The organism is Bacillus sp. AMCV2, assembly GCF_056033925.1.
In genome coordinates, this window is sequence record NZ_JBVYIB010000002.1 from 3,310,646 (window position 1) to 3,334,762 (window position 24,117).

General features: G+C 45.4%; 19 protein-coding genes, 1 pseudogene and 1 other annotated feature. Of the genes and pseudogenes, 2 read left to right on the forward strand and 18 right to left on the reverse strand.

All coding sequences use genetic code 11. The annotated features are described in order from the left end of the window. Positions 1-5: 5 nt before the first annotated feature. The 9 genes from AC0OMA_RS17230 to araE form a co-directional block, all read right to left on the reverse strand. A complete protein-coding gene (locus AC0OMA_RS17230) occupies positions 6-1,340 on the reverse strand; it encodes a nucleotide sugar dehydrogenase (protein WP_015483706.1) in 1,335 nt (444 codons plus the stop codon). Between the two features lie 261 nt (positions 1,341-1,601). Then, positions 1,602-2,879, reverse strand: a complete 1,278-nt coding sequence (locus AC0OMA_RS17235) for a M20/M25/M40 family metallo-hydrolase (RefSeq protein WP_322839841.1) — start codon at positions 2,877-2,879, stop codon at positions 1,602-1,604. A gap of 180 nt (positions 2,880-3,059) precedes the next feature. Next, positions 3,060-4,352 carry a phosphopyruvate hydratase gene (gene eno / locus AC0OMA_RS17240; RefSeq protein WP_003228333.1) on the reverse strand — a complete coding sequence of 431 codons (1,293 nt, stop codon included), beginning with the start codon at positions 4,350-4,352 and terminating at the stop codon, positions 3,060-3,062. A 29-nt stretch (positions 4,353-4,381) separates the two neighbouring features. Next, on the reverse strand, positions 4,382-5,917 hold the full coding sequence (gene gpmI, locus AC0OMA_RS17245) for a 2,3-bisphosphoglycerate-independent phosphoglycerate mutase (protein WP_003228330.1): 1,536 nt from the start codon (positions 5,915-5,917) through the stop codon (positions 4,382-4,384). Continuing rightward, positions 5,910-6,671: a triose-phosphate isomerase gene (tpiA, locus tag AC0OMA_RS17250; RefSeq protein WP_003243394.1), complete on the reverse strand. Its 762-nt coding sequence runs from the start codon at positions 6,669-6,671 to the stop codon at positions 5,910-5,912. The genes gpmI and tpiA overlap by 8 nt, the downstream gene beginning before the upstream one ends. Before the next feature lie 30 nt (positions 6,672-6,701). Further along, complete coding sequence (locus tag AC0OMA_RS17255) at positions 6,702-7,886, reverse strand: phosphoglycerate kinase (protein WP_003243051.1); 1,185 nt, start codon at positions 7,884-7,886, stop codon at positions 6,702-6,704. Between the two features lie 316 nt (positions 7,887-8,202). Continuing rightward, entirely contained in the window at positions 8,203-9,210 is a 1,008-nt protein-coding gene (gap, locus tag AC0OMA_RS17260; protein ID WP_003219957.1) for a type I glyceraldehyde-3-phosphate dehydrogenase, read from the reverse strand. 46 nt (positions 9,211-9,256) lie between these two features. Further along, on the reverse strand, positions 9,257-10,279 hold the full coding sequence (gene cggR / locus AC0OMA_RS17265) for a gapA transcriptional regulator CggR (protein WP_009968188.1): 1,023 nt from the start codon (positions 10,277-10,279) through the stop codon (positions 9,257-9,259). 297 nt (positions 10,280-10,576) lie between these two features. Then, positions 10,577-11,971: an arabinose-proton symporter AraE gene (gene araE, locus AC0OMA_RS17270; RefSeq protein WP_003243899.1), complete on the reverse strand. Its 1,395-nt coding sequence runs from the start codon at positions 11,969-11,971 to the stop codon at positions 10,577-10,579. 203 nt (positions 11,972-12,174) lie between these two features. On the opposite strand from araE, the gene araR reads away from it, so the two are divergent. Next, the gene (gene araR, locus AC0OMA_RS17275; protein WP_015483709.1) at positions 12,175-13,263 is read left to right on the forward strand and encodes an arabinose utilization transcriptional regulator AraR; all 1,089 of its coding nucleotides are present in this window, start codon (positions 12,175-12,177) and stop codon (positions 13,261-13,263) included. 48 nt (positions 13,264-13,311) lie between these two features. On the opposite strand, the gene AC0OMA_RS17280 is transcribed toward araR, so the two are convergent. Together AC0OMA_RS17280 and AC0OMA_RS17285 are read right to left on the reverse strand one after the other, a co-directional pair. After that, positions 13,312-14,322 (reverse strand): LLM class flavin-dependent oxidoreductase, encoded by a 1,011-nt coding sequence (locus tag AC0OMA_RS17280; RefSeq protein ID WP_015483710.1) that lies wholly within the window; start codon positions 14,320-14,322, stop codon positions 13,312-13,314. Between the two features lie 156 nt (positions 14,323-14,478). Beyond that, positions 14,479-15,356, reverse strand: a pseudogene (locus AC0OMA_RS17285) (LysR family transcriptional regulator). 98 nt (positions 15,357-15,454) lie between these two features. Between AC0OMA_RS17285 and AC0OMA_RS17290 the strand changes: the two are divergent. Further along, the gene (locus tag AC0OMA_RS17290; RefSeq protein ID WP_029946021.1) at positions 15,455-16,372 is read left to right on the forward strand and encodes a DMT family transporter; all 918 of its coding nucleotides are present in this window, start codon (positions 15,455-15,457) and stop codon (positions 16,370-16,372) included. Between the two features lie 41 nt (positions 16,373-16,413). On the opposite strand, the gene AC0OMA_RS17295 is transcribed toward AC0OMA_RS17290, so the two are convergent. The 7 genes from AC0OMA_RS17295 to yvfT form a co-directional block, all read right to left on the reverse strand. Further along, positions 16,414-17,757, reverse strand: coding sequence for an amino acid permease (locus tag AC0OMA_RS17295; protein WP_003228313.1), 1,344 nt, complete (start codon positions 17,755-17,757; stop codon positions 16,414-16,416). 68 nt (positions 17,758-17,825) lie between these two features. Beyond that, positions 17,826-18,061 (reverse strand) — a binding site (T-box leader). Between the two features lie 97 nt (positions 18,062-18,158). Continuing rightward, positions 18,159-19,193: a glycosyl hydrolase family 18 protein gene (locus AC0OMA_RS17300; RefSeq protein WP_474222288.1), complete on the reverse strand. Its 1,035-nt coding sequence runs from the start codon at positions 19,191-19,193 to the stop codon at positions 18,159-18,161. A 108-nt stretch (positions 19,194-19,301) separates the two neighbouring features. Further along, on the reverse strand, positions 19,302-20,024 hold the full coding sequence (gene lutC / locus AC0OMA_RS17305; protein ID WP_474222289.1) for a lactate utilization protein LutC: 723 nt from the start codon (positions 20,022-20,024) through the stop codon (positions 19,302-19,304). Next, on the reverse strand, positions 20,024-21,463 hold the full coding sequence (gene lutB / locus AC0OMA_RS17310; RefSeq protein ID WP_014480926.1) for a lactate utilization iron-sulfur protein LutB: 1,440 nt from the start codon (positions 21,461-21,463) through the stop codon (positions 20,024-20,026). Before lutB ends, lutC begins: the two co-directional genes overlap by 1 nt. A gap of 26 nt (positions 21,464-21,489) precedes the next feature. Then, a complete protein-coding gene (gene lutA, locus AC0OMA_RS17315) occupies positions 21,490-22,206 on the reverse strand; it encodes a lactate utilization iron-sulfur protein LutA (protein ID WP_047183212.1) in 717 nt (238 codons plus the stop codon). 174 nt (positions 22,207-22,380) lie between these two features. Continuing rightward, positions 22,381-22,983 (reverse strand): two-component system response regulator YvfU, encoded by a 603-nt coding sequence (yvfU, locus tag AC0OMA_RS17320; RefSeq protein WP_015251201.1) that lies wholly within the window; start codon positions 22,981-22,983, stop codon positions 22,381-22,383. A 16-nt stretch (positions 22,984-22,999) separates the two neighbouring features. Then, positions 23,000-24,115, reverse strand: coding sequence for a two-component system sensor histidine kinase YvfT (yvfT, locus tag AC0OMA_RS17325; protein WP_181220148.1), 1,116 nt, complete (start codon positions 24,113-24,115; stop codon positions 23,000-23,002). Positions 24,116-24,117: the final 2 nt, after the last annotated feature.

Sequence of the window (24,117 nt, forward strand, 5' to 3'; positions counted from 1 at the left end):
CCCTCCTATAGTGTGATAAGTTTTGCATTGTCAGCCATTTTTTCTCTGCAAATGTTTCTCGTATCGAAAATAATAGGAGCTGTATCCTGCAATATACTGTAATTGATATCATCATGATCTGTATGAATAATGACGACATCATATTGGTTGATCTGCTCCTTGGTGAAAGGGACGGAGTGCTTGATGCTGCCGTCTTCCAGGCAGATTTCACTGATAAAAGGATCATAGTAATCTATCGTGCATCCCTTTTTCATCAAATCATCGATAATTGCAAATGCAGAAGACTCACGAGAATCATTGGTATTTTTTTTATAAGCAGCACCTATTAATAAAATATTGCAGTGTTCTTTATCAACCAGCTTCATGGCATAGTCGGACACTGAAAATGGCATTTCAGAATTGATTTCATCCGCTAAATCAATCAGCTTTGTCTGCAATCCCTTTTGGTTAGCTATCCATTTAAAATAAAAAGGATCAATCGGTATGCAATGGCCGCCTACACCAGGGCCCGGGCTGAATTTTTGAAACCCGAACGGCTTCGTGTCTGCCGCATTGATCACTTCCCATATATCAATATCAAGTTCTCGGCAATTGAGTGCCATTTCATTGATGAGAGCTATATTTACATAACGGTAGGTATTCTCTAGGAGTTTAGCTGTTTCTGCTACTTCAGGTGAGGTTACTGGATGAATGCTTGTAACGATGGTGTTGTAAAACGCTGAGGCAAGTTTTGTGCAAGTCCGGGTCATTCCGCCGACCACTTTAGGGATATCGGCGACTTCGTAATGGCTGTTCCCAGGATCAATTCGTTCAGGTGAATAAGCTATAAAGAAATCGGAGCCTATGTTGACCTGCCGCCCTGCTGCCATTCTGTCAGCAATTTTTTGTTTTGTTGTGCCCGGGTAGGTTGTACTTTCTAAAATTAAAAGCTGATTTGGCCTTCCGTAAGCCAGCATGGTGTCAACTGCACTGTCTATGTAGCTAAGGTCGGGTATCTTATCTTTTTTGTTCAAAGGTGTCGGAACACATATCACAATAATGTCGCAGTGTTCTATGAGAGACATATTCTCACTCACTTGAAAACGCTCTGTGTGAAGTGCCTCTTTTAATTGGCTATCGTCTACATCTCGAATATGGCTGTGCCCGTCTTTCAGCAAAGAAACTTTTTCGCTGTTCCTATCAAAGCCGATGACGTTGTATCCTTTATTGACACATTCTAATGCAAGAGGAAAACCCACATATCCCATCCCCAATACACCTACAACAGCCTGTTTTGTTTCAATCAATTCTAAAAGCCGCTTATGACTGAGGTTTCGAGCTTCTTTTGTGACAGGATTCATTTTTGGACCCCCTATAAGATAGAAAAGGATATATTTTTACAAAATTAAACAATTATCGATCGATACTGCAATTATAACAAAAGTAAAAAAACGGTAAATGGGCTTTGTCTCCTTTTATTTGGTAGGGCATTATGATGCGATTTACGATTAAGTGGAATTTTTTGTGCCTAAGAAAAGGTATTTATCAGGGGGATAATGAGAATATTTCCTCTATTTGAAAGAATATATAGAAAATTTTAAAAACAGGCCGAGGCCTGTTTTTTAATCTATATTTGCCTCTTGTACTGCAGATAACAAGAGCTGTCCCGCTTCGTTCAATCTTTCTTTGCTGATATGTGCGATGTTGTCTTTTTCGGTGTGATACCATGACCCAGGCTCTTGCGTATCCGGACTGAGCCAAATCCAATTAGCCGAAGGTATGCCCGCTTCATAAAATGACACGTGGTCCGAGTATCCCAGCTGTGTGAGACGAGGGGCTTCAAGCTTTGCTTTGTGAGCGGCATTTACTGCATAATTAATACTTGCATTTTCCTTGCCATCCGGGGTCGTTATATACATTTGGCTTGCGTCTTTCCAGTCAGTCGCAATCATATCAGCATTAAAGTTTGCACGGCTGTGTTTGATTTCATCCGAGGTAAGCGTACTGACATAATATGAGGAACCCGCTGACCACAGCTCTTCAGCTCCGAAAAAGATAAAACGGATTTCTTTGTTTTTGGGAAGGTGCTTGCTTTGCTCAATGATCTCTAGTACGGCGGATGTGCCTGATGCATTATCATCAGCCCCAGGTGCATCTTTAACTGTGTCATAATGCGCAGTTACATAAAGAATATCCGGGTGTTTTGTGTGCTGCGCTTTGCGTGTCCCTATTATGTTTTGTGAAGTGCGGTTTCGATAGTCCTTAAATTGAATGACAGCCCGCTTTTCTTTCAGTAAAGCTTCCCCGTCTTCTTTTTTCATTCCGGCAGCCGGTATCGTGATATGTTTTGGTTTTACCGGTCGGATAGCGAGAGGTTTTGTCTTGCTGTTATAAATAATGACAGCCTTTGCGCCGGCAGCTTGGGCGCTTTTTAATTTCTGAGATACTGATATTTTTCCCTCTCTCATAACGGCGATTTTCCCCTTGGCTTCTTTTTCATCAAGATTGAGCCCATAGCCTCCGTCTAAGACCGCACCCTCCACTCTCTCTTCATTTTCCACAGCGCTCTTATCCGCTGATCGTATTGGATATTCATGATCGCCTGCCATTACTGAACCAGAATAATATGTTTTCACATGAAATGGCTGAATGCGAACAGCTAATCCCTCATCTTGAATCCGTTTCGATATGTATGACGCCGCTTCTTTTTCTTTCTCTGTCCCTGTTTCTCTCGGACCTATGACCTCACTCAGTTCATGAATGGTTTCATATGCATGCTCCTCATCAAACAACGGAGCCATCTCAGAAATAGAATGAGACTGTATCCCGTTCACCTGTACAGCTGAAGATCCCCATATGACGCTTCCAGCCAGTGCCGCTGACATCAAAATCATTTTCATTTTTACATTCCTCCTCTTATTCACCCCTTTCTTTTCGGTTTTGCTGTCTTGATTCCTTTAAAATGCAACAAAATGAACATTAGTTACCAAATCAAGGTAATGAGATAGGCGGAGAATAAAAGCTGAGGCTAGGAAAGTTTGCATAAAAAAGCCGCCGAGAAAATCCCGGCGGTCTTTTTATTACTTGTTTAAGTTGTAGAAAGAGTTGATACCGTGGTATTGAGCAGTTTCAGCCAACTGATCTTCGATGCGAAGAAGCTGGTTGTATTTCGCAACACGGTCCGTACGAGACGGAGCACCTGTTTTGATTTGTCCTGCGTTTGTTGCCACAGCGATGTCAGCGATTGTGCTGTCTTCAGTTTCACCAGAACGGTGAGAGATAACAGCTGTATAGCCTGCGCGTTTCGCCATTTCGATCGCATCGAATGTTTCAGTCAATGTACCGATTTGGTTTACTTTGATCAGGATAGAGTTGCCTACGCCGTTTTTAATACCTTCAGAAAGTTTTTTCGTGTTTGTAACGAAGAGGTCGTCACCAACAAGCTGAACTTTTTTGCCAAGACGCTCAGTAAGAAGCTTGTGGCCTTCCCAGTCGTTTTCATCAAGTCCGTCTTCGATAGAGATGATTGGGTATTTAGAAACAAGCTCTTCATACCAGTCAACCATTTCAGCAGATGTTTTCACAACGCCTTCGCCAGACAGATGGTATTTGCCGTCTTCTTTGTTGTAGAACTCAGAAGATGCAGCATCCATAGCAAGTTTAACTTCTTCGCCAGGTTTGAAGCCGGCTTTTTCGATTGCTTCAACGATTGTTTGAAGCGCTTCTTCGTTAGAACCAAGGTTTGGAGCGAATCCGCCTTCGTCACCTACAGCAGTGTTTAAGCCTTTTGCGCTTAATACTGATTTCAGGCTGTGGAAGATTTGAGCGCCCATGCGAAGTGCTTCACGGAAGTTAGGAGCACCTACAGGCATGATCATGAATTCTTGAATATCCACGTTGTTATCAGCATGCTCTCCGCCGTTTACGATGTTCATCATCGGTACAGGAAGCGTTTTTGAGTTGAATCCTCCAAGGTATTGGTAAAGAGGAATCTGTAAGAAATCAGCAGCAGCACGCGCACAAGCCATAGATACGCCAAGGATTGCGTTCGCACCAAGTTTGCCTTTGTTTTCAGTACCGTCAAGCTCGATTAAAAGCTGGTCGATTGCGTTTTGTTCAGTTACATCAAAGCCAAGAAGCTCTGGAGCAATGATTTCGTTTACGTTGTTAACAGCTGTTAACACGCCTTTTCCAAGGTAACGGTCTTTATCGCCGTCACGAAGCTCAACCGCTTCGTATTCACCTGTAGAAGCTCCGCTTGGCACTAATGCGCGGCCGAAAGCTCCTGTTTCTGTATATACTTCAACTTCAACTGTTGGGTTGCCGCGGGAGTCTAATACTTCGCGTGCATAAACATCAACAATGTATGGCATGAGTTTTGTCTCTCCTTTTGATTTTCAAATTATTTTTGAATTAAAGATGTTCCTGTCATTTCTTTCGGCTTTTCAACACCAAGAAGGTCTAATAACGTTGGTGCAAGGTCGCCTAGGATTCCGCCTTCACGCAGCGTAATGCCTTCTTTCGTTACAATCACAGGGACTGGGTTTGTTGTATGCGCAGTGTGCGGTTCGCCTGATTCTGTAATCAGAATGTCAGCATTACCGTGATCAGCGGTAATGATGGCATGTCCGCCTTTAGCAAGAATCGCGTCAACGACTTCGCCCAAGCATTCGTCCACTGCTTCAATTGCTTTAATTGTTGGTTCAACCATTCCGGAGTGGCCGACCATATCAGGGTTTGCGAAGTTAAGAATGATGGCGTCATGCTTGTCAGCTTCAATTTCTTTGACAAGCGCGTCCTTCACTTCATACGCACTCATCTCAGGCTTCAAGTCATACGTTGCAACTTTAGGCGAGTTGATGAGAATACGCTCTTCACCCGGGAATTCAGCTTCACGGCCGCCGCTCATAAAGAACGTGACGTGCGGATACTTTTCAGTTTCTGCAATTCGAAGCTGTTTTAATCCGTGCTGAGATAATACTTCTCCGACTGTGTTATCAAGATTTATCGGTTTAAACGCTACATAGCCGTCAACTGTTTCACTGAAGTGAGTCAGGCAGACGAAATACAGGTTCTTTGGATAATTCTCGCCGCGGTCGAAGTCACGGAAGTCTTTGTTTGTGAACGTGTTGGAAATCTGGATGGCGCGGTCCGGTCTGAAATTATAGAAAATCACAGAATCGCCGTCTTGGATTTTCGCAACAGGCTCACCGTTTTCTTTTGTGATGACAGATGGAATCACGAATTCATCGTAGATACCATTTGCATATGAATCATCAACAACATCCAGGGCGCTGCGGTAAGATGGGCCTTCGCCGTACGCCATTGCGCGGTACGCTTTTTCTACACGGTCCCAGCGTTTGTCGCGGTCCATAGAGTAGTAACGTCCGGAAATGCTGGCGATTTCACCCACACCGATTTCCTTGATTTGATCGTTCAACTGGTTGATGTACGTTTTCGCTGTCTGCGGACCTACATCACGGCCGTCAAGGAAGCCATGGATATAAACCTTTGTCAGCCCTTCTTTTTTCGCAAGCTTTAACAGTGCGAATAAATGGTTGATATGACTGTGCACGCCTCCGTCAGATAAAAGACCGAACAGGTGCAAGGCTTTGTTGTTTTCTTTCGCGTTGCTGATCGCGTCAAGGAATGTTTGATTGCGTTCGAACTCTCCTTCACGAATGGCAACATTTACGCGTGTTAAGCTTTGGTACACAATACGTCCCGCACCGATATTTAAGTGACCTACCTCGGAGTTCCCCATTTGCCCTTCAGGAAGACCTACAGCCTCGCCTGAAGCAGTCAATGTTTGATGAGGATACTGGTTCCAATAGCGGTCAAAATTCGGTTTTTTCGCTAAAGCGACTGCGTTCCCTACTGTTTCGTTACGTAATCCGAACCCATCAAGAATGATGAGTGCAGCTGGTTTTTTACTCATATTGACCTTCCTCCAATAATTGAACGAATGACTGTGGCTCAAGGCTCGCGCCGCCGACCAAAGCACCGTCAATATCGGACTCTGCCATATATTCTTTAATGTTTGCAGGCTTTACGCTTCCGCCATATTGGATGCGAAGCTTGTCTGCAGCTTCTTGGCTGAAGCTTTCAGCGACGGTTTTACGGATATGCGCACACACGTCATTCGCATCTTTCGCTGTAGAAGATTTGCCTGTTCCGATTGCCCAGATTGGCTCATACGCAATAACAGAAGCAGCAACTTGTTCTTCAGAAAGACCAGCAAGGCCTTTTTTCACTTGGTCAGCAACAAGATCATTTGTTTTGCCGGCTTCACGCTCTTCAAGCGTTTCACCTACACAGATGATCGGCACAATGCCGTGTTTGAAAGCTGCGTGTGCTTTTTTGTTAACTGTTTCATCAGTTTCAGCGAACATTTCACGGCGCTCAGAGTGGCCGATGACGCAGTAGTCAACGCCAAGATCTTTCAGAGCAACCGGGCTGATTTCGCCTGTGAACGCGCCGCTTTCCTCGAAGTGCATGTTTTGAGCGCCGACTTTTAGGTCAGTGCCTTTAACAGCAGAAGCAAGCTTTTCTAAGAAAAGTGCTGGCGCGCAAACAACAGCTTCAGCTTTGTCTGCTGCTGGAATGGAAGATTTCACTTCTTCAACGAAGCTGACAGCTTCGCCGAGTGTTTTGTTCATTTTCCAGTTACCGGCGATAATTGGTTTTCTCATCTGTTCCACTTCCTTATAGCAGTTTTGAGATTATTTATCGTTCAGTGCAGCTACCCCTGGAAGCTCTTTGCCTTCCATAAACTCAAGGGATGCGCCGCCGCCTGTTGAGATGTGGCTCATTTTGTCGGCAAGGCCGAATTTTTCAACCGCTGCCGCAGAGTCTCCTCCGCCGATGACAGAGTATGTATCTTTCGCCTCTGCCAATGCTTCCGCAACCGCTTTTGTTCCTTGAGCGAACAAGTCGATTTCGAATACGCCCATTGGTCCGTTCCACACGACAAGTTTGCTGTTTTTGATGACGTCAGCATACGTTTCGCGTGTTTTCGTACCAATGTCGATTGCTTCTAAATCACTAGGGATTTCAGAGATCGGCACAATTTTCACGTTTGCATCGTTAGAGAAATCATCTGCAACGAGTACATCTTCAGGCATGTAGAAGTTAACGCCTTTTTCTTTAGCGCGGTCCATAAATGATTTCGCAAGCTCGATTTTATCCTCTTCAAGAAGAGATTTACCGACTTCATAGCCAAGCGCTTTTACGAAAGTATAAGCAAGACCTCCGCCGATGATCAGGTTGTCTACTTTATCAAGAAGACTTTCGATTACACCGATTTTGTCTTTTACTTTCGCTCCGCCGATGATCGCTGTAAACGGGCGGTCAGGATTGGAAACCGCTTTTCCAAGTACATCAAGCTCTTTTTCCATTAAGAAACCTGCAACTGCTGGCAGATGCTCGGCAATTCCAGCTGTAGATGCGTGAGCACGGTGGGCAGCACCGAATGCGTCATTTACATATACATCTGCAAGCTCAGCAAATGCTTTTGCAAGCTCAGGATCATTTTTCTCTTCACCAGGATAGAAACGTACGTTTTCCAATACAAGAACGTCTCCGTCCTTCATCTCGGAAATTTGTGCTTTTACAGCATCGCCGTATGCTTCATCCGCTTTTTTCACTTCTTTGCCAAGCAGTTCGCCGAGACGTGCAGCGACAGGAGTTAAACGAAGCTCCTCAACCACTTCGCCTTTCGGGCGGCCTAAGTGGCTCGCAAGAAGGACTTTCGCGCCTTGGTCTGCAAGGTGTTTGATTGTTGGAAGCGCAGCACGGATACGTGTATCGTCTGTTACTTCCCCGTCTTTCATTGGAACGTTAAAGTCGACGCGGCAGAATACAACTTTGCCTTTTACGTCGATGTCTTTGAGAGTTTTCTTATTCATGCCTAGGAGATCCTCCTTCAAAATGGTTTGCATACAGCACGAAAAACGTGAAACCGTCTGTTCAAGCGATAACTCCGCTAGGGCAGATCGCAGTCTTTTTCGGCACAGGGCAGTTCGTCTAAAAGCCAGGGCAGCGGCCTTAGGCGAAAGCGCCGGCAAAGCTGCTTAAAACGCGGTCGTTTCTCTATCACAGAGCGTTTTCTGAAAGCCGGTCTTCATGGAAAAAGGGAAAGGGAGTCCGTCCCCTTCCCTTGTCCGCTTTCATTATAGCGCTTCTATTCGAAAGAACCAAGTCAGGTCCTTTTTCAGCTATAAATTAAAGACCTTTTTTTGCGATGTAAGCTGCAAGGTCAACAACGCGGTTAGAGTAGCCGCTTTCGTTATCGTACCAAGAGATTACTTTTACCATGCTGCCTTCCATAACCATTGTAGAAAGAGCATCGATTGTAGAAGAGTTTTTGTTTCCGTTGTAGTCGCCAGAAACTAATGGCTCTTCGCTGTAGCCAAGGATTCCTTTAAGGTCGCCTTCAGCCGCTTCTTTAAGAGCTGCGTTTACTTCTTCAGCTGTTACTTCTTGGTTCAGTTCAGCAACCAAGTCAACTAGAGAAACGTTTGGAGTTGGAACACGCATTGCTCCACCGTTCAGTTTGCCTTTTAGTTCAGGAAGAACTAGAGAAACTGCTTTAGCAGCACCAGTTGATGTTGGGATGATGTTTTCAGCTGCTGCACGCGCACGACGGTAGTCTTTGTGCGGAAGATCAAGGATTTGCTGATCGTTTGTGTAAGAGTGAACAGTTGTCATCATACCGCGTTTGATGCCGAATTTATCGTTAAGTACTTTTGCAAACGGCGCAAGGCAGTTTGTTGTGCAAGATGCGTTAGAGATAACATCGTGGTTAGCCGCATCGTATTTATCTTCGTTAACACCCATAACGATTGTGATATCTTCTTCGTTAGCAGGAGCAGAGATGATTACTTTTTTCGCGCCAGCTTCTAAGTGTTTCGCAGCGTCTGCGCGTTTTGTGAAGAAACCAGTAGATTCAACTACGATTTCAACGCCTTGTTTGCCCCAGCTAAGTTTAGCAGGATCGCGTTCTGCAGAAACTTCAATTGTTTTGCCGTTAACAACAAGGTTGTTACCGTCAACTGAAACTTCAGCGTCTAATTTTCCGTGTACAGAATCATATTGTAAAAGGTGAGCCAGCATGTTAGCATCTGTTAAATCGTTAACCGCTACTACCTCAACTTCAGGATTGTTTAATGCTGCGCGGAATACGTTACGTCCAATACGACCAAAACCGTTAATACCGACTTTTACTGCCATGATTGTTTCCTCCTTTAAATAAGTGAGAGATATTTATATTGAGGGATTATTCATCCCTTAATAACTTCTTTGCGGCTCCTTCGTCTGTGACGAGAACCGTGTTGCGTGGCTTTTTAAAGTAAGCCTCGATCGCTTCGGCTTTTGATGATCCGCCCGCTACCGCAATAATATCGGGGATGGCGTCTATATCATCCAGCTGCATTCCGACAGAATGCACTTTGTGAACCACTTCGCCGTCCGCGTTAAAATAGTAGCCGAACGCTTCTGTCACCGCGTCATTATCATCTATTTTCTTTAAGTCTTCTAAAGGCGTGTTTCTGCGCTGAGCCATAGTTTTAGCTTCGCCGATTCCATGAACCAGCATACTCGCTGATTTAATAGTGTTCAGCACCTCTTTGACAGAAGGCTCTTCAATAATAGATGAATAGGCGCCTTGTGACAGCTGTCCCGGAACAAACAAAAGCCGGTAAGTGCCTGAAGCCTTCTCCGCCATATGCGCGCATATGGTGTTCGCCTGGTTTTTCACGTCTTCGCCTAAACCGCCTCTTGCAGGCACAAACAAAAGCTCGCGGTTTTTAGAATCCGGCGTCATCATTTCGGCGACAGCTTCAATTGTCGTACCGCCAGTTACAGCGACGATATTTTTGCCTGAAAATCTTTTTTTCATACATGCGACAGCCGCTCTTCCCATTTCTTTTTTGACCCATGGGGATTGGTCGCTGTCTCCGGATACGATAATGGCATCCTTTAGATTTAAACGTTCTTTTAATGTCTTTTCCAAAAGAGTCAAACCTAAAACATCTTTCATCGTATCTTCCAAAACAGAAAGCAGTTCATAGCCCTCTTCTGTCAATGTCATGCCGTTTGTCTTAATATCGACCAGGTTCTGTTCCTTTAAAAACTGAACCTCGCCCCTCAGCACACGCTCGCTGATTCCGAGACTGGCAGACAGGCTTCTTCGCCCGATGGGTTCTGTCAGCCTGATATACTGCAAGATTTCAAACCTCTTTTGCATAACGAGCAGAAGATCAGGCAATAATTTTTTTTGAGCTTGTATTAACTGGTTCATGACTCAAACGTTCCTTCCTTTTTTGCTGGACATTATATGTCCCGCTATGACAAAAAACGTCCCGTCATAGCCAAAAAAAATCATTTCTGCTTTCTTTAATTATTTTAACAGGGTGGAATTGTTTATTCAACTGTTAAGAGCCAATTCATCGACAATATTCGCAGAGTTTTCATGCCGCGTCGTTTTATCCAGCAATATTTTATCCTATATATCTTTATCTTATACAGAAAGCGCCAAATGGTGCATCCCAATATAAACAGCCCTTCCCGTAGAAAGGGCTGTTTCATTAAAGCGTTTTCATTTTATCCAAAGCTTTTCAATTTCCTCGAGCGATTTGTTCTTCGTTTCCGGACAGATCGTAACGACAAACAGGAAACAAAGGATGTTAATCACCGCAAAGATCCAAAATGTATAGGCGAGCCCGAAAGAATCGATCATCATTGGCACAAACTGTCCGATCGCCCAGTTTGCTCCCCATAAAAAGATGGTCGCAATGCCCGCGGCCCGCGCACGCAGATGGTTCGGGAAGATTTCAGAAATCATAATCCATGTGATCGGTCCGACCGAGACACAGAAAGCAGCGACAAAACCTAATATAAGGACGATCATCATGATCCCGCTTGTTAACTCAAAATAAAACGACGTCCCGATTAAAATCATAAAAATAGCCATAAAAGCAGAACCGATGGACATCAGTTTTTTTCGTCCGACTTTATCGATCAGCAACACCGCAATAACGGTAAAAATGACTTCTACAACCCCGACGATACAAGTCGTCACAAATCCGGCGTTTTGCCCGAATCCCATCATTTTAAAGATTTCCGGCCCATAGTAAGTAATCGCGTTCATGCCGATGACTTGGTTAAACAGCGCCAGCAGGATTCCAATGACAAGCGCCTTCCTGAGACCCGGCTTAAACAGCTGGGAGAGCGACCCCATTTGTTCTATTTTTAAAGAGTTCTCAATGTTCTTTAATTCTTCTTTTGCAACAGTTTCTCCATTAATACGTGTCAGGATCTTTAAAGCTTCATTTGTTTTGCCCGCTTTCGCCAGCCATCTCGGACTTTCCGGGACGACGAGCAGGACAAGGAAAAAGATGACGGACGGCACCATTCCATAAGCAAGCATCCATCTCCAGCCGGTGTGCACGCCCCATTCGTATGTTCCAGACCGCTGCACAGCTAGATTAATAAAGTATGTTGCGGAAATACCCAGTATCGTAAAGAGCTGATATAAGGAAGACAAACTTCCGCGTATGGCGGGCGGTGCCGCTTCTGTAATATACGTAACAGAGAGCGATGAGCCCATCCCGATTCCAAGCCCCCCGATAATCCTTGCAATGATTAAGGTGGACACGTCTTGAGAAAGCGCTGAAACGATTGCTGATATCGCAAATAACAAAGCGGCTGTCATTAAAATTTTTCTCCGGCCGAATCTGTCACTTAAAAATCCGGATATCCCGACGCCAACAACTCCTCCAATCATAATGCTTGAAATGACAAGTCCCTCCATAAACGGACTCAGGCTGTATAAATCTTTCAGAAAACCGATGGCGCCAGAAATCACTGCCGTGTCATAGCCATACAATAAGCCGCCAAGCCCCGCCGCACATGAGATCAAAATGACAAATCCCATTGAATGGCTTCTTGTTACAGGAACATTTGGTTCTAATTGAGTTGGAGTATTCTTCATTTCCCTGCCCTCCCGAATGTTGAGTAAAGCGTTTACATTATACTTTTCAATTGTACGTACTTATATTAAAATTTAACGAAAATTACATTTAATTAGTACGTACAAATATAGAATAATCTTGTTTGCATTTTCTGTCAATGTTTTCTTACAAAGAACGCTGTGATATACTGAAATTTGTCCGTATACATTTTGGAGGAATGGATATGTTACCAAAATACGCGCAAGTAAAAGAAGAAATCAGTTCATGGATTAATCAAGGCAAAATACTGCCCGATCAAAAAATCCCTACCGAAAACGAATTAATGCAGCAATTCGGCGTCAGCCGGCATACCATCCGCAAAGCGATCGGAGACCTCGTATCACAAGGTCTGCTGTACAGCGTGCAAGGCGGAGGCACCTTTGTCGCTTCACGCTCTGCTAAGTCAGCGCTGCATTCAAATAAAACGATCGGTGTTTTGACAACCTACATATCAGACTATATTTTCCCGAGCATCATCAGAGGAATCGAGTCCTATTTAAGCGAGCAGGGGTATTCTATGCTTTTGACAAGCACAAACAACAACCCGGACAACGAAAGAAGAGGCTTAGAAAACCTGCTGTCCCAGCATATTGACGGACTCATCGTAGAACCGACAAAAAGCGCCCTTCAAACCCCAAACATCGGCTATTATCTGAACTTGGAGAAAAACGGCATTCCTTTTGCGATGATTAACGCGTCATATGCCGAGCTTGCCGCGCCAAGTTTTACCTTGGATGATGTGAAAGGCGGGATGATGGCGGCGGAGCATTTGCTTTCTCTCGGCCACACGCATATGATGGGTATTTTTAAAGCTGATGACACACAAGGCGTGAAACGGATGAACGGATTTATACAGGCGCACCGGGAGCGTGAGTTGTTTCCTTCTCCGGATATGATCGTGACATTTACAACGGAAGAAAAAGAATCAAAACTTCTGGAGAAAGTAAAAGCCACACTGGAGAAAAACAGCAAGCACATGCCGACAGCCATTTTTTGTTATAACGATGAAATTGCGCTGAAGGTGATTGATATGCTGAGGGAGATGGATCTTAAAGTGCCGGAGGATATGTCTATCGTCGGGTATGATGATTCACATTTCGCCCAAATCTCAGAAGTGAAACTAACCTCTGTCAAACATCCGAAATCAGTGCTTGGAAAAGCAGCCGCCAAATATGTCATTGACTGCTTAGAGCATAAAAAGCCGAAGCAAGAGGATGTTATATTTGAGCCTGAGTTGATCATTCGCCAGTCCGCACGAAAACTGAATGAATAAAAAAAGCAATGTATGGGTCTCCCCGCTACATTGCTTTTTTTATAGCTGTTATCTGTTTTTCCAAACGTCAGCGATGATTTCAAACGAACGCATTCTGTCTGCGTGTTCAAAGGTTTCTGAGTTAACCATAATTTCGTCAGCCTGTGTCGTTTTGACGAAATCTTCAAGCTTCGCCTTCACTTCTTCCGGACCCCCGACAATCGTGGAGCTCAGCTGCTCATTGACCATCGCTTTTTCATACGGGCTCCAGATTTGATCCATATCCTCAACAGGCGGTTTAAGCTGGTTCGGCGTACCCCGGACAAGATCAAGAAACCTTTGATAATGCGAAGTCGCAAGGTGCTGCGCTTTCTCGTTTGTATCTGCCGCGATAATGGTGACACCGACCATCGCATACGGTTCGTCGAGCACGTCTGACGGCGTGAAGGAATCGCGGTACAGCTCCAATGCAGGAACCGTATTCGCCGGTGAGAAATGAGCGGCAAAGGCAAACGGAAGACCTAGTTCACCTGCCAGACGGGCGCTGAAGCCGCTTGAGCCCAGCAGCCAAATCGGCACATCTATGCCCTCTCCGGGAATGGCGCGAACTTGATTGCGCACATTTCCTGACGGTTTAAAATAATTGCGCAGTTCCTCTAATTGTTCTGGAAAATCCTCACCGCTGTTGATGTTTCTGCGGAGCGCTCTGGCTGTCAATTGGTCTGTTCCCGGCGCACGTCCAAGCCCCAGATCAATCCGCCCGGGATACAGTGTTTCCAGTGTGCCGAATTGTTCAGCAATGACTAATGAAGAGTGGTTCGGGAGCATAATGCCGCCGGAACCGACGCGGATTTTCTTCGTGCCTCCGGCAATATGGCCAATCAAAACTGCAGTGGCGGAGCTTGCAACACCTTCTATATTATGATGTTCAGCAAGCCAGTAACGGTGATAGCCCCATTCCTCTGCCCGGCGCGCCAAGTCCATGCTGTTTCGGAATGATTCTGCAATCGTTCCTCCCTGAACAACCGGAGATAAATTCAAGACAGAAAGCAAGGTATCTTTGCGTTGGTTGTTAGACATATTGTTCTCCTTTGCAAATGTGTTATCAGTAAACAGCCCAAAGCTGTCAGGTCATGATTGAAAGAACTTCTATCACACCATAACACAACTGCATTCAGGAATAAAAGAATTTGATTCGATGAAATTCGAACAATATAAAACGAACGCTTTGGACCGCTATTCTGCTCCAAACAGCTCCTTAGCCATCTCAATAAAGAGCTTAGCCGCCAGAGAAGCCTCCTTTAGCGACGGAACAGCAAGCTGCACATCACGATATACCTGCGGGTCCAAGTCCCGGGTCACCACATGCTCCGGAAGCGGCATCCCCGACATGGACATTTCTGATAAATTGCCAGGCCCAAGCCTTCTCTGATCATACTGATCGAGGTGTTGATGTTATAGACCGTGAAAGCTGGGTGCAGCGTAGCGCCCGCCTGCCTGAACATATCGACAAATGGTGATTCATAGCCTCCGTCACAGACGATCATCGGTTCATGGTCAAGATCTTTCAGCGTAATGGCCGAATGACTGGCAAGCGGGTGATCGTCCCTGAGCACGACAGCCATTTTGTCTTTTTTCAAATGAATGTACTCCATCTCCTCTGTTGGATACAGAAGAATCCCAACATCTATCATCCGCGTATGAAGCCATTCCTTGACTTCATTTACAGTTCCCTCGTGCAGCACGAGCTCAAGTTTCGGATATTTTTGTTTAAATGCACTGATCAGCTTCGGCATAAAATAAGCCGAAGCTGTTGAGAATGTGCCGATATGGATCGTTCCCAGTTCAAGCCCTTTTTCCGCTGCTGCTACCTGCTCAACTTTTTCAATGCCTTTTAAGACTTCTCTGATGTGTACTAATATCTGTTTTCCCGTATCTGTCAGCATCAGGCCATTGCGGCGGTCACGAATGATCAGCTTTACATCAAGCTCAGCTTCGATCGCAGAAATCGCATGGCTGACAGCCGGCTGTGTCATGTTCAGCGCCTGACCCGCTTTTGTAAAGCTTCCCGTTTCAGCTATTTTCACAAAAACCTTTAATTGTGTAATGGTCATAACAATATACTTATGCTCCTTATAAAAAAGATTCATTTTATTTATCTTATGTTCTACCGTATCATATGATGGAAAAGTTCTACAAGGAGTGAATAACAATGAAGCAGCTCTCAAAAACGCGGACAGCTCTCCTGCTCGCATTTCTCGTCATCATGTGGGGCGTCAATTGGCCGCTGTCCAAAGCCGCGCTCGCCTATTCTCCGCCGTTATTGTTCGCGGGCATCCGAACGCTCATCGGCGGGCTTTTATTAGTCATTGTCGCACTGCCGCGTATTCATAAATTACGCTTAAAAGAAACGTGGCCGATTTATCTTGTTTCTGCTCTTTTAAATATTACGTTATTCTACGGCCTGCAAACGATCGGGCTGAATTATCTTCCGGCCGGCCTGTTTTCTGCAATCGTCTTCTTCCAGCCTGTTCTGATGGGTGTATTTTCTTGGCTGTGGCTCGGCGAATCCATGTTTGTAATGAAAGTGATCGGCCTCATCCTCGGTTTTGCGGGAGTAGCCGTCATTAGTGCTGCGGGCTTTGGCGGGCATATTTCTGTCATTGGGGTTCTGCTGGCTCTCGGCTCCGCAATCAGCTGGGCGCTCGGGACGGTATATATGAAAAAAACAGGCAGCCGCGTCGATTCCATCTGGATGGTCGCTCTGCAGCTGACGATCGGAAGCGTGTTTCTGCTTATATCCGGCTTTTGGACAGAAAGCTTTTCGGCGATCCAATGGACAGCTCCGTTTATTACGAGCCTGCTGTTCATCTCCGTATTCGTTATCGCGCTCGGCTGGCTTGTCTTTTTTACGCTTGTCGGTTCAGGAGAAGCAAGCAAGGTCGCATCTTATACTTTTTTGATTCCGCTCATATCAATCGTGGCCAGCTCCATTTTCCTGCATGAACCGCTCACCCTTAGCCTCTTGGCAGGGCTGCTGCTGATTGTCACGAGCATCTGTCTCGTGAATACAAAATCAAAAGCGCAGAAAGCAGCGGCCATTGGTATAAACGAGAAAGCTGCACAATAATAAGAAACCCTCTTGCCGGATGCGGCAAGAGGGTTTCTTATTTACTGATGCTTGCGTCCTTTAACCAAATATGCAACTGTAATCAAAAGGTAGATCGCCGCAGTAATGCCGGTAATGACAATTGATGTTGTCATGATGACCCCGATCAGAATGGCGAGTAATGCCACAATCGCAAACCATGTCGTGTACGGGAACCATTTTACATAATAGGCGGGTGTTTCCGTTTGCTGTTTTCTCGATTTCAAATGGGCGAATCCGATGATCAGCCAAATGAATAAAACGGTATATCCCAATGATCCCATTAAATAATTAAATGTTTGGCTTCCTGCGAACAGAGAAATCAATACGCCAATATAGAGAGAAGAAGTGCACATCAGAATCGCAAACATCGGTACGTTTTTCGATGAAAGCTTAGAGAAGACCTTTGGAAGCCTTCCGTCACTTGCCTGTGTATACAAAATGCGTGATGATCCGTATAAACCTGAATTCATAGAAGAAATGATCGCCAACAGGATGACTGCATTCATGATATGATCCGCGCCCGGAATGCCTACCATTTTAAAGACCATCACGAAAGGACTTTCCGGAACGGAATTGACTTGGTTCCATGGAATCAGGCTGACGATGATGAAAAACGGCAGCAGGTAAAACGCGACAATCCGTGTCAGTGTGCTGCGGACAGCTTTCGGGACAACCTTTTCCGGATTTTTTGTCTCTGCAAGCGTTACACCGATAATTTCTGTACCGCCGTAAGAGTAGATGACGACAAGCATCGCCGTGATCAGCCCTGTGCCGCCGTGCGGGAAAAATCCGCCGTGGTCTGTCAGGTTGGAAAATCCGGATGCTGTATGATCACCGAAAGATACAAATAAGAGCAGCAATCCCAGAATAATAAAGATAATAATAACGGTAATCTTGATCATTGCCAGCCAATATTCAGTTTCGGCGAAGATTTTAACAGAAAGCAAGTTTACAATCGTGACGATAAGAGAAATTCCTAATGCCAACACCCAGATCGGGCAGCCCGGCAGCCAATATTGAATGAAAATCGCAGCTACAACAGCTTCAGCCGCAATGTTAAGCACCCACATTTTCCAGTAGATCCAGTCCAAAAAGTAAGCGGCGTAATTTCCCAATACCTGCTGGACAAGATCACGGAAGGTTCTGGCGTTACGGTTTCGAACAGCCATTTCCGCCAGCCCCTGCATAATAAACAGCAAAATAATCCCGCCGAGCAGGTATGCGATAATGACAGATGGCCCTGCCACATCGATCGCTGAGCTGCTCCCCTTAAATAAACCTGCGCCGATTGCTCCGCCCAGCGCCATCATCATAATATGGCGGGACGTCATCGTGCGTTTTAACGTTTGATTGTCGTTTTTCATCCTCTTCTACCTCTCCTTCACGTTTTCAAAAACAAAAAAGCCCGCCGTCTCCTACCTAATCTAATAGATAAAGAGACGACGAGCCTTCGGCTGACCGCGGTACCACTCTTGTTGATTCTTCATGAAGAATCCTGCTTTTGACCTGTAACGAAGGTTAGCCGTTAAAACATAGGGAATATTCAATCTATTCCGTTCCGTCTTACCACTCCCGGGCGAGTTCAAAGAAGAATCAGGCTGCGTCGCACCACCCCGCAGCTCTCTGTTCTGATCACTTTCTTTTACTGCTCCCAATCTATGTGTTTTAGTTTTCTGAAAAACTCAAATTTTATGATCTGAATATATTAACATAATATACGTGCTTCTCTTTTAACTGTCAATAACTTCAGAGAAAAAAGAAACTGTTATTTTGTCCCTTTTCGAATGGCTTTCCAAAAGGATTCTGACTCGTTTCCTAATGCGTAAACTGAAACACCTGCTATTTTATATTGCTTTGCCAGATGGCTTTTCGTTTGAACGGTTTTTTCGTTTTCATACCACACAACATGTTTATGCTTCTTTTTGTCAACATAAGAAAACGTCATCGAGCCTGATTTTTTGTTGAATGCCGGCTTTGCTTTTTGTTTTTTGATGAGGGATTTAAGCTCATTCCATTCCCTTATTGTGCTGGTACTTCCGTCTTTTACATCCCAGTCATAGCCGTACGCAGGGATTCCCATGATGACTTTATTGGCTTTGATCTTTTTGACTGAAAACTGCAGAGAGCTTTTGATCCAGTTTGTGCTTGCCACTGACCCCGGCTCACCCCAAATGCCATGTTCGTCGTAGGTCATGACTTGTACGAAGTCGGCATATTTGCCGATTTTCGCATAATCATACGGCCAGCTCCAGTCATCATTTTTATCATCGGCGCTTTTGGCCGGAACGGATACCATTGTTTTAATATGTTTCTTATTCAAAGCCTGTGAGACATATTGAATGAAGCTCGAGTACGCAGCGCGGTCTTCTGGATTTACTGCTTCAAAATCGATATTGATTCCGTAATATGAGTGCTTTTTGGCCAGTGTAATTAACTGATCTGCGAATCGTTTTTTCGCTGTTTTATTACTCATGACTCGACTCGCCAAATCTCCGTCAAAATCATAAATGGCATCATTATAGTTTGAAATGACAGCCCATGTCTTGATTTTTTTCTTTTTCGCATATGTCAGCTGCTTAGTTGGGGCATCGCCAATCACATGTCCGTTTTTTTCAAACGCAAACGTATCGGTTGCGATGGCATTCATGTATGTATGATATTTCGTAAGAGAATTGTATGAAGCCGTATCCCCAGTCGTGTAGCCTAGTGTCATTCCGGCTGCCTTCGCTTCTGTTTTTGTATACATAAACAGAACAATCGCAATCGCCAGTGAAACCGCTATGATCAGCCATTTTTTCATCGCATTTCCTCCTATTTCAAGTCATACTCTTCTCATCGGCCAAAAAATTGGAAGTTGAAGTTTTTTTCAAGCAAAAAGCCCGGCATATGCCTGCCGGGCTTCCTGAGTTCAGCGGTCAGAGACGAGAATATATGCTGCCTTTACAGGTCCGTGCACTCCTACAACTAAATCCATTTCAATGTCTGCTGAGTTGCTCGGTCCGGTAATGTAGTTGATACATGAAGGAACAGTGACACCGTCCGCAATGTTTTGGCGGATGATATCACTGGCTTGTGTCATTCTCGGTACAATGCTTGATTTCGGCACGATCGCAATATAAGTCGTCGGCAGAAGGCTGACAGATCGGCCGATGTCTTTTGAGGAGAAGAGGACAACCGTCCCCGACTCAGCCAATGTCATTTCGCTGAATGTAATCCCTACATTGGCTTGCTCCGCTTTTTTGATATTGTCCTCGCCTTTGTCAGCATCCCACTCCCAGACCGGCGTTCCTTCACTCGGCCAGTCCTTGTTGAGCAGGCTTTTCAGTCCGTATTCTTCAAAGCGGGGGTCCTTCGGAATGATGACAGGGCCTCCGGAAAAGCGGCTGACTTGCTCACGCAGGGCATCGTAAAGGCCGGTTGAATCCGTTTCAATCAGCTCTGTATGGATTTTGACACAATGGTTTTTGAGCACTGTGACTAAGTCATCCGCTGAGTAACCTTCAAGTGTTTTATATTGCGGCTGATGCGCCCATTCAGGGACTGCCACGCCTCCTGTTCTTCTTTCACGGCCCAGGCTGGATGCGATTCGGTTTAAAAAGCTCTCTTGATTCTGAATGGTTCCCTTCGTCATCACTGCTCCTCCTTCGTGCGTTCACTTGTTTCTCTGTCCGCAAACCAGTCTCTGAATCTCGATTTATGCGGTGCAGGGAAGTCGCGGATCTGGGTCCAATTTTTAAGCGGGCCGGGCCCTTTCGAAATTTTTTCGTCCTCTGTAAAAGGCGTCATGGCGGCTGGCGCCCATTTTGAGCCCATTTTGTAAAGCGATAAAGAGGATGCGCCAAGTCCGAATGCTTTCATTGCAAGCTTTTCACTGATCGGCGCTCTGCCTTCTTTTTCGACGATATTCTGACGATGCTTGAGTAGCAGCTCATGAAGCGGGATTTTGACCGGGCAGGCTTCTGAACAAGCAGCGCACAGTGAAGATGCGTACGGCAGCTCCTTATAATCGTCATAACCGCCGAGCAACGGCGATAAAACCGCTCCGATCGGCCCCGAGTAGATTGAGCCGTATGAATGTCCGCCGACATGGCGGTACACAGGACAGACATTGATACAGGCGGCACAGCGGATACATTGCAGCACAGACTGGAATTCCGTTCCAAGGATATTGGATCGTCCATTGTCAACGATGACAAGATGGAATTCTTCCGGACCGTCCACTTCACCTTCCAGCTTCGGACCCGTCAAAGCTGTAATATAACTTGTCAGCCGCTGTCCGACAGCACTTCTTGTCAGCATGCTGACTAGCACTTCAAATTCAGAAAATGACGGGACAATCCGCTCCATTCCCATGACGGTAATTTGTGTTTTCGGCAAGGTGCTCACAAGCCGTCCATTTCCTTCATTGGTCACAAGGCTGACGGAACCCGTGTCAGCGATGGCGAAGTTACAGCCAGTAATGCCGATATCCGCTTCCAGAAACTTTTTCCGGAGAATGGCGCGCGCATGCATCACCAGCTCTTCCGGTTTTTCTGTATGTTGATAGTCCAGTCTTTCTTTAAACACATCGCGTATCTGCTCTTTATTTTTATGAAGGGCGGGCGCTACGATATGTGACGGCGGATCGTGATCGTCAATCTGCAAAATGTACTCGCCGAGATCGGTTTCTACGACTTCACAGCCTTCCTTCTCCAGCACCTCATTCAGATTGATTTCCTCTGTGACCATTGATTTAGATTTCACAATCTTTTTCCCGTTCTTCTTTTGAATGACATCACGAATATAAGAAGACGCCTCTTCCGCTGTTTCCGCGAAATAGACATGTCCGCCTCTTTTCGCCACATTTTCGGCAAGCTGTCCAAGATAGAAATCAAGGTTTTCAAGGACATGCTGCCTGATTTCCTCTGATAATGAGCGCCACTCCTCCCAGTTTCCCAGTTCTTCTGCTGCCTCTAGGCGCCGCGTCCGCAGACGCTCCTGTGCACCCGAAACAGCGCCTCTCATAAATTCATTATCAATCCCCTGTGATACCCGCTCTTTAAAAGCGTCAGTACCGATTTTCATCGCCATGATCCTTTCCCCCTCTGAATCCAGTTTTATCTGCTGTTGAGCACTTCGGCGATGTGCATCACTTTGACATTCTTATCTTTTCGGTCAAGCCGTCCCCCGATATTCATCAAACAGCCGCAGTCAGCACCGATCAGCACCTCTGCTCCCGTTTCCTCCACACATTCGACTTTTTCATCGACCATCTGCTCGGAAATCTGCGCCATCTTGACTGAGAACGTTCCTCCGAATCCGCAGCAGTTATGTTTGCCCGGAAGCTCTGTAAACTGCAGGCCCTTCACATGGCTCAACAGCTTCATCGGCTCCTCCCGAACACCCAGCAGCCTAGTCATATGGCACGACGTATGTAAGGTCGCTTTTGTATGAAGGGTCGCGCCGACATCCTCTACTCCAAGGACGTTCACGATAAAATCTGTCAGTTCATACGTTTTATCCGCCAGCTTTTGCGCTTTATCGGCCCATTTCGGGTCATCCGCAAATAAGTGCGGGTATTCCTGGAACATCGTTGTGCAGGAACCGGAAGGACTGACAACATATTCGGAATCCTGAAACGTTTCGATCATCCGTTTCATTGCTTTTTTGGCGTCATGTACATAGCCGCTGTTGTAAGCCGGCTGTCCGCAGCAAATCTGCCCTTCCGGAAAATCAACCTCACACCCAAGCCGCTCCAGCAGCTCAACCGTTGCTTTTCCGACATTTGTTTGAAACATATCAACAAGACAAGTGACAAAAAGTGAGACTTTCATGATGAACCCCTCTCTCATCCCCAATATATGATCAGGTCATCTGATGACCTGAGTTAAAATAACTATATGAATATCGTACACTATTCTGACAATGGAAGGAAAGGGTTTTCTAGGGATATTTTCATTTGTGGCATATCAAAAACACTCCCGATCTCCCAGGAGTGCAGTATATGGTTAAATCCAGCCCTTTTCCTCAGCGATGCTGGCGGCTTCTGTCCGATTTTTCGCATTAAGCTTTTGGATGATTTCTGAGATATAGTTTCGAACTGTGCCTTGAGATAAATAGAGCTCCAGCGTAATGTCTTTTGTTGTCTTACCTAAAGCCGCAAGCCTCAGAATTTCTTGCTCTCTAACGGTTAGCGGATTTTCGTCTCGCATCATATTAAACGTCAGCTCGGGGCTGAAGACACGTTTTCCCTTTACACATTTTCGAATGGCATCGGCCAGATCGTCAATTTCGCCGTCTTTCAGCAGATAGCCATGTGCACCGGCCTTTACGGCGCGTTCAAAATATCCGGGGCGGGCAAAGGTGGTTAAAATAATGACCTTGCTGACGCAGCCTTTTTTCATTAATTCCTCTGCCACATCCAGCCCGCTTCGAACCGGCATTTCAATGTCCATGATGCATACATCCGGCTCCAGCTTCAAAATAGCATGTAGCGCCTCTTCCCCGTTCAATGCTTGTCCGATGACTGTCATATCCTCTTCTAAATCAAGCAGAGATCCCAAAGCGCCTAAAAGCATTCGCTGGTCCTCAGCAATAAACAGACGAATCATTCTTTTCGTCCTCCAATCATTCTGCTTTTTTAATAAGCGGAATCGTAAGTGCCACAACCGTTCCGTTATGATCTGAAACCGTTAATCCCCCTTCAATAAGCATGAGCCGTTCTTCCATTCCCCGCAGGCCATTCCCAAACATTTTCTCCTTCGGCGCTCCCTTTCCGTCATCCCGTATCACGATCCTCATTTTGTCAGCAAACTGAGAAATGGTGATGGCACAGTGGGTTGCTTTGCTGTGCTTGATAATGTTAGTCACGGCTTCCCGCATACACATACTGATAATATTTTGAGTGACGGGAGATATCGCTGAAAAGTCGTCGGCTCCTTCGTATTGAAAGGTAATGTTCCCCGCTCTTAATATGTGCTGAATGTTTATGAGCTCCTCTGTTATCGTGACCGTTCTCATATCAGAAACCAGCTCTCGAACTTGCTTGAGTGCGGAGCGTGAACTGGTTTCCATTTCTTTTGCCTCAAGCTTGGTCCGTTCTGGATCAGATGCAGCCAGCCGCTGAATGAGCTGGCTTTTTAATGTAAGCAGCGACAGGGTGTGACCAAGAGTATCGTGAAGATCACGGGCGATTCGAACACGCTCCTCTCTTTTAGAGAGTTCTTTTATCTGTTCGTTGGCTTGTGCAAGCTTATTTTCAAGCTCAATTCTCCGAAACATAGAACGAATGCCGAATGGAGAAATGAGCATAATGACGAGAAACGGGAGAACAGAAAAAAGCTCCCGGAGCGAGACCGAATTCGCGATAAATTGGTATAGGCATGGAAAAAGCAGTATAAAGATTAAAGCGCAGAACGCACGGTTAAAATTCGTTTTCTCTTTATAATAACCAACAAAGTTTGCCGGGAAAAAACCTAAGTATATATAGGTGATATTGTAAAACACACTATACATCAAAATAACCGCCATTTGCACGATAAGCCAATATGTAAACGAAGCTTTGCCCACGCTGCAGAATAACTGGCGATATGCCGCTACAAAAAGGAGCAGCATGCCATATCCGATCCCCTGTTTGACACCTGATTCTTTTAATAAAGAGAGGAACGGCATAATCGTATACACCAGAAAGATATAAGGGAAAAACCCGAATTCCTTCGGGAAAATAGATATTGCCTTTTTCATGT

Excerpts from the sequence above, each read along its gene's own strand:
- AC0OMA_RS17280 (WP_015483710.1), bottom strand. The coding sequence starts at position 14,322 with ATGTCTAACAACCAACGCAAAGATACCTTGCTTTCTGTCTTGAATTTA.
- araR (WP_015483709.1), top strand. The coding sequence starts at position 12,175 with ATGTTACCAAAATACGCGCAAGTAAAAGAAGAAATCAGTTCATGGATT.
- yvfT (WP_181220148.1), bottom strand. The coding sequence starts at position 24,115 with ATGAAAAAGGCAATATCTATTTTCCCGAAGGAATTCGGGTTTTTCCCT.
- AC0OMA_RS17300 (WP_474222288.1), bottom strand. The coding sequence starts at position 19,193 with ATGAAAAAATGGCTGATCATAGCGGTTTCACTGGCGATTGCGATTGTT.
- lutB (WP_014480926.1), bottom strand. The coding sequence starts at position 21,463 with ATGGCGATGAAAATCGGTACTGACGCTTTTAAAGAGCGGGTATCACAG.
- gpmI (WP_003228330.1), bottom strand. The coding sequence starts at position 5,917 with ATGAGTAAAAAACCAGCTGCACTCATCATTCTTGATGGGTTCGGATTA.
- AC0OMA_RS17290 (WP_029946021.1), top strand. The coding sequence starts at position 15,455 with ATGAAGCAGCTCTCAAAAACGCGGACAGCTCTCCTGCTCGCATTTCTC.
- araE (WP_003243899.1), bottom strand. The coding sequence starts at position 11,971 with ATGAAGAATACTCCAACTCAATTAGAACCAAATGTTCCTGTAACAAGA.
- tpiA (WP_003243394.1), bottom strand. The coding sequence starts at position 6,671 with ATGAGAAAACCAATTATCGCCGGTAACTGGAAAATGAACAAAACACTC.
- AC0OMA_RS17235 (WP_322839841.1), bottom strand. The coding sequence starts at position 2,879 with ATGAAAATGATTTTGATGTCAGCGGCACTGGCTGGAAGCGTCATATGG.
- eno (WP_003228333.1), bottom strand. The coding sequence starts at position 4,352 with ATGCCATACATTGTTGATGTTTATGCACGCGAAGTATTAGACTCCCGC.
- AC0OMA_RS17295 (WP_003228313.1), bottom strand. The coding sequence starts at position 17,757 with ATGAAAAACGACAATCAAACGTTAAAACGCACGATGACGTCCCGCCAT.
- cggR (WP_009968188.1), bottom strand. The coding sequence starts at position 10,279 with ATGAACCAGTTAATACAAGCTCAAAAAAAATTATTGCCTGATCTTCTG.
- lutC (WP_474222289.1), bottom strand. The coding sequence starts at position 20,024 with ATGACGAAGGGAACCATTCAGAATCAAGAGAGCTTTTTAAACCGAATC.
- AC0OMA_RS17230 (WP_015483706.1), bottom strand. The coding sequence starts at position 1,340 with ATGAATCCTGTCACAAAAGAAGCTCGAAACCTCAGTCATAAGCGGCTT.
- AC0OMA_RS17255 (WP_003243051.1), bottom strand. The coding sequence starts at position 7,886 with ATGAATAAGAAAACTCTCAAAGACATCGACGTAAAAGGCAAAGTTGTA.
- gap (WP_003219957.1), bottom strand. The coding sequence starts at position 9,210 with ATGGCAGTAAAAGTCGGTATTAACGGTTTTGGTCGTATTGGACGTAAC.
- lutA (WP_047183212.1), bottom strand. The coding sequence starts at position 22,206 with ATGAAAGTCTCACTTTTTGTCACTTGTCTTGTTGATATGTTTCAAACA.
- yvfU (WP_015251201.1), bottom strand. The coding sequence starts at position 22,983 with ATGATTCGTCTGTTTATTGCTGAGGACCAGCGAATGCTTTTAGGCGCT.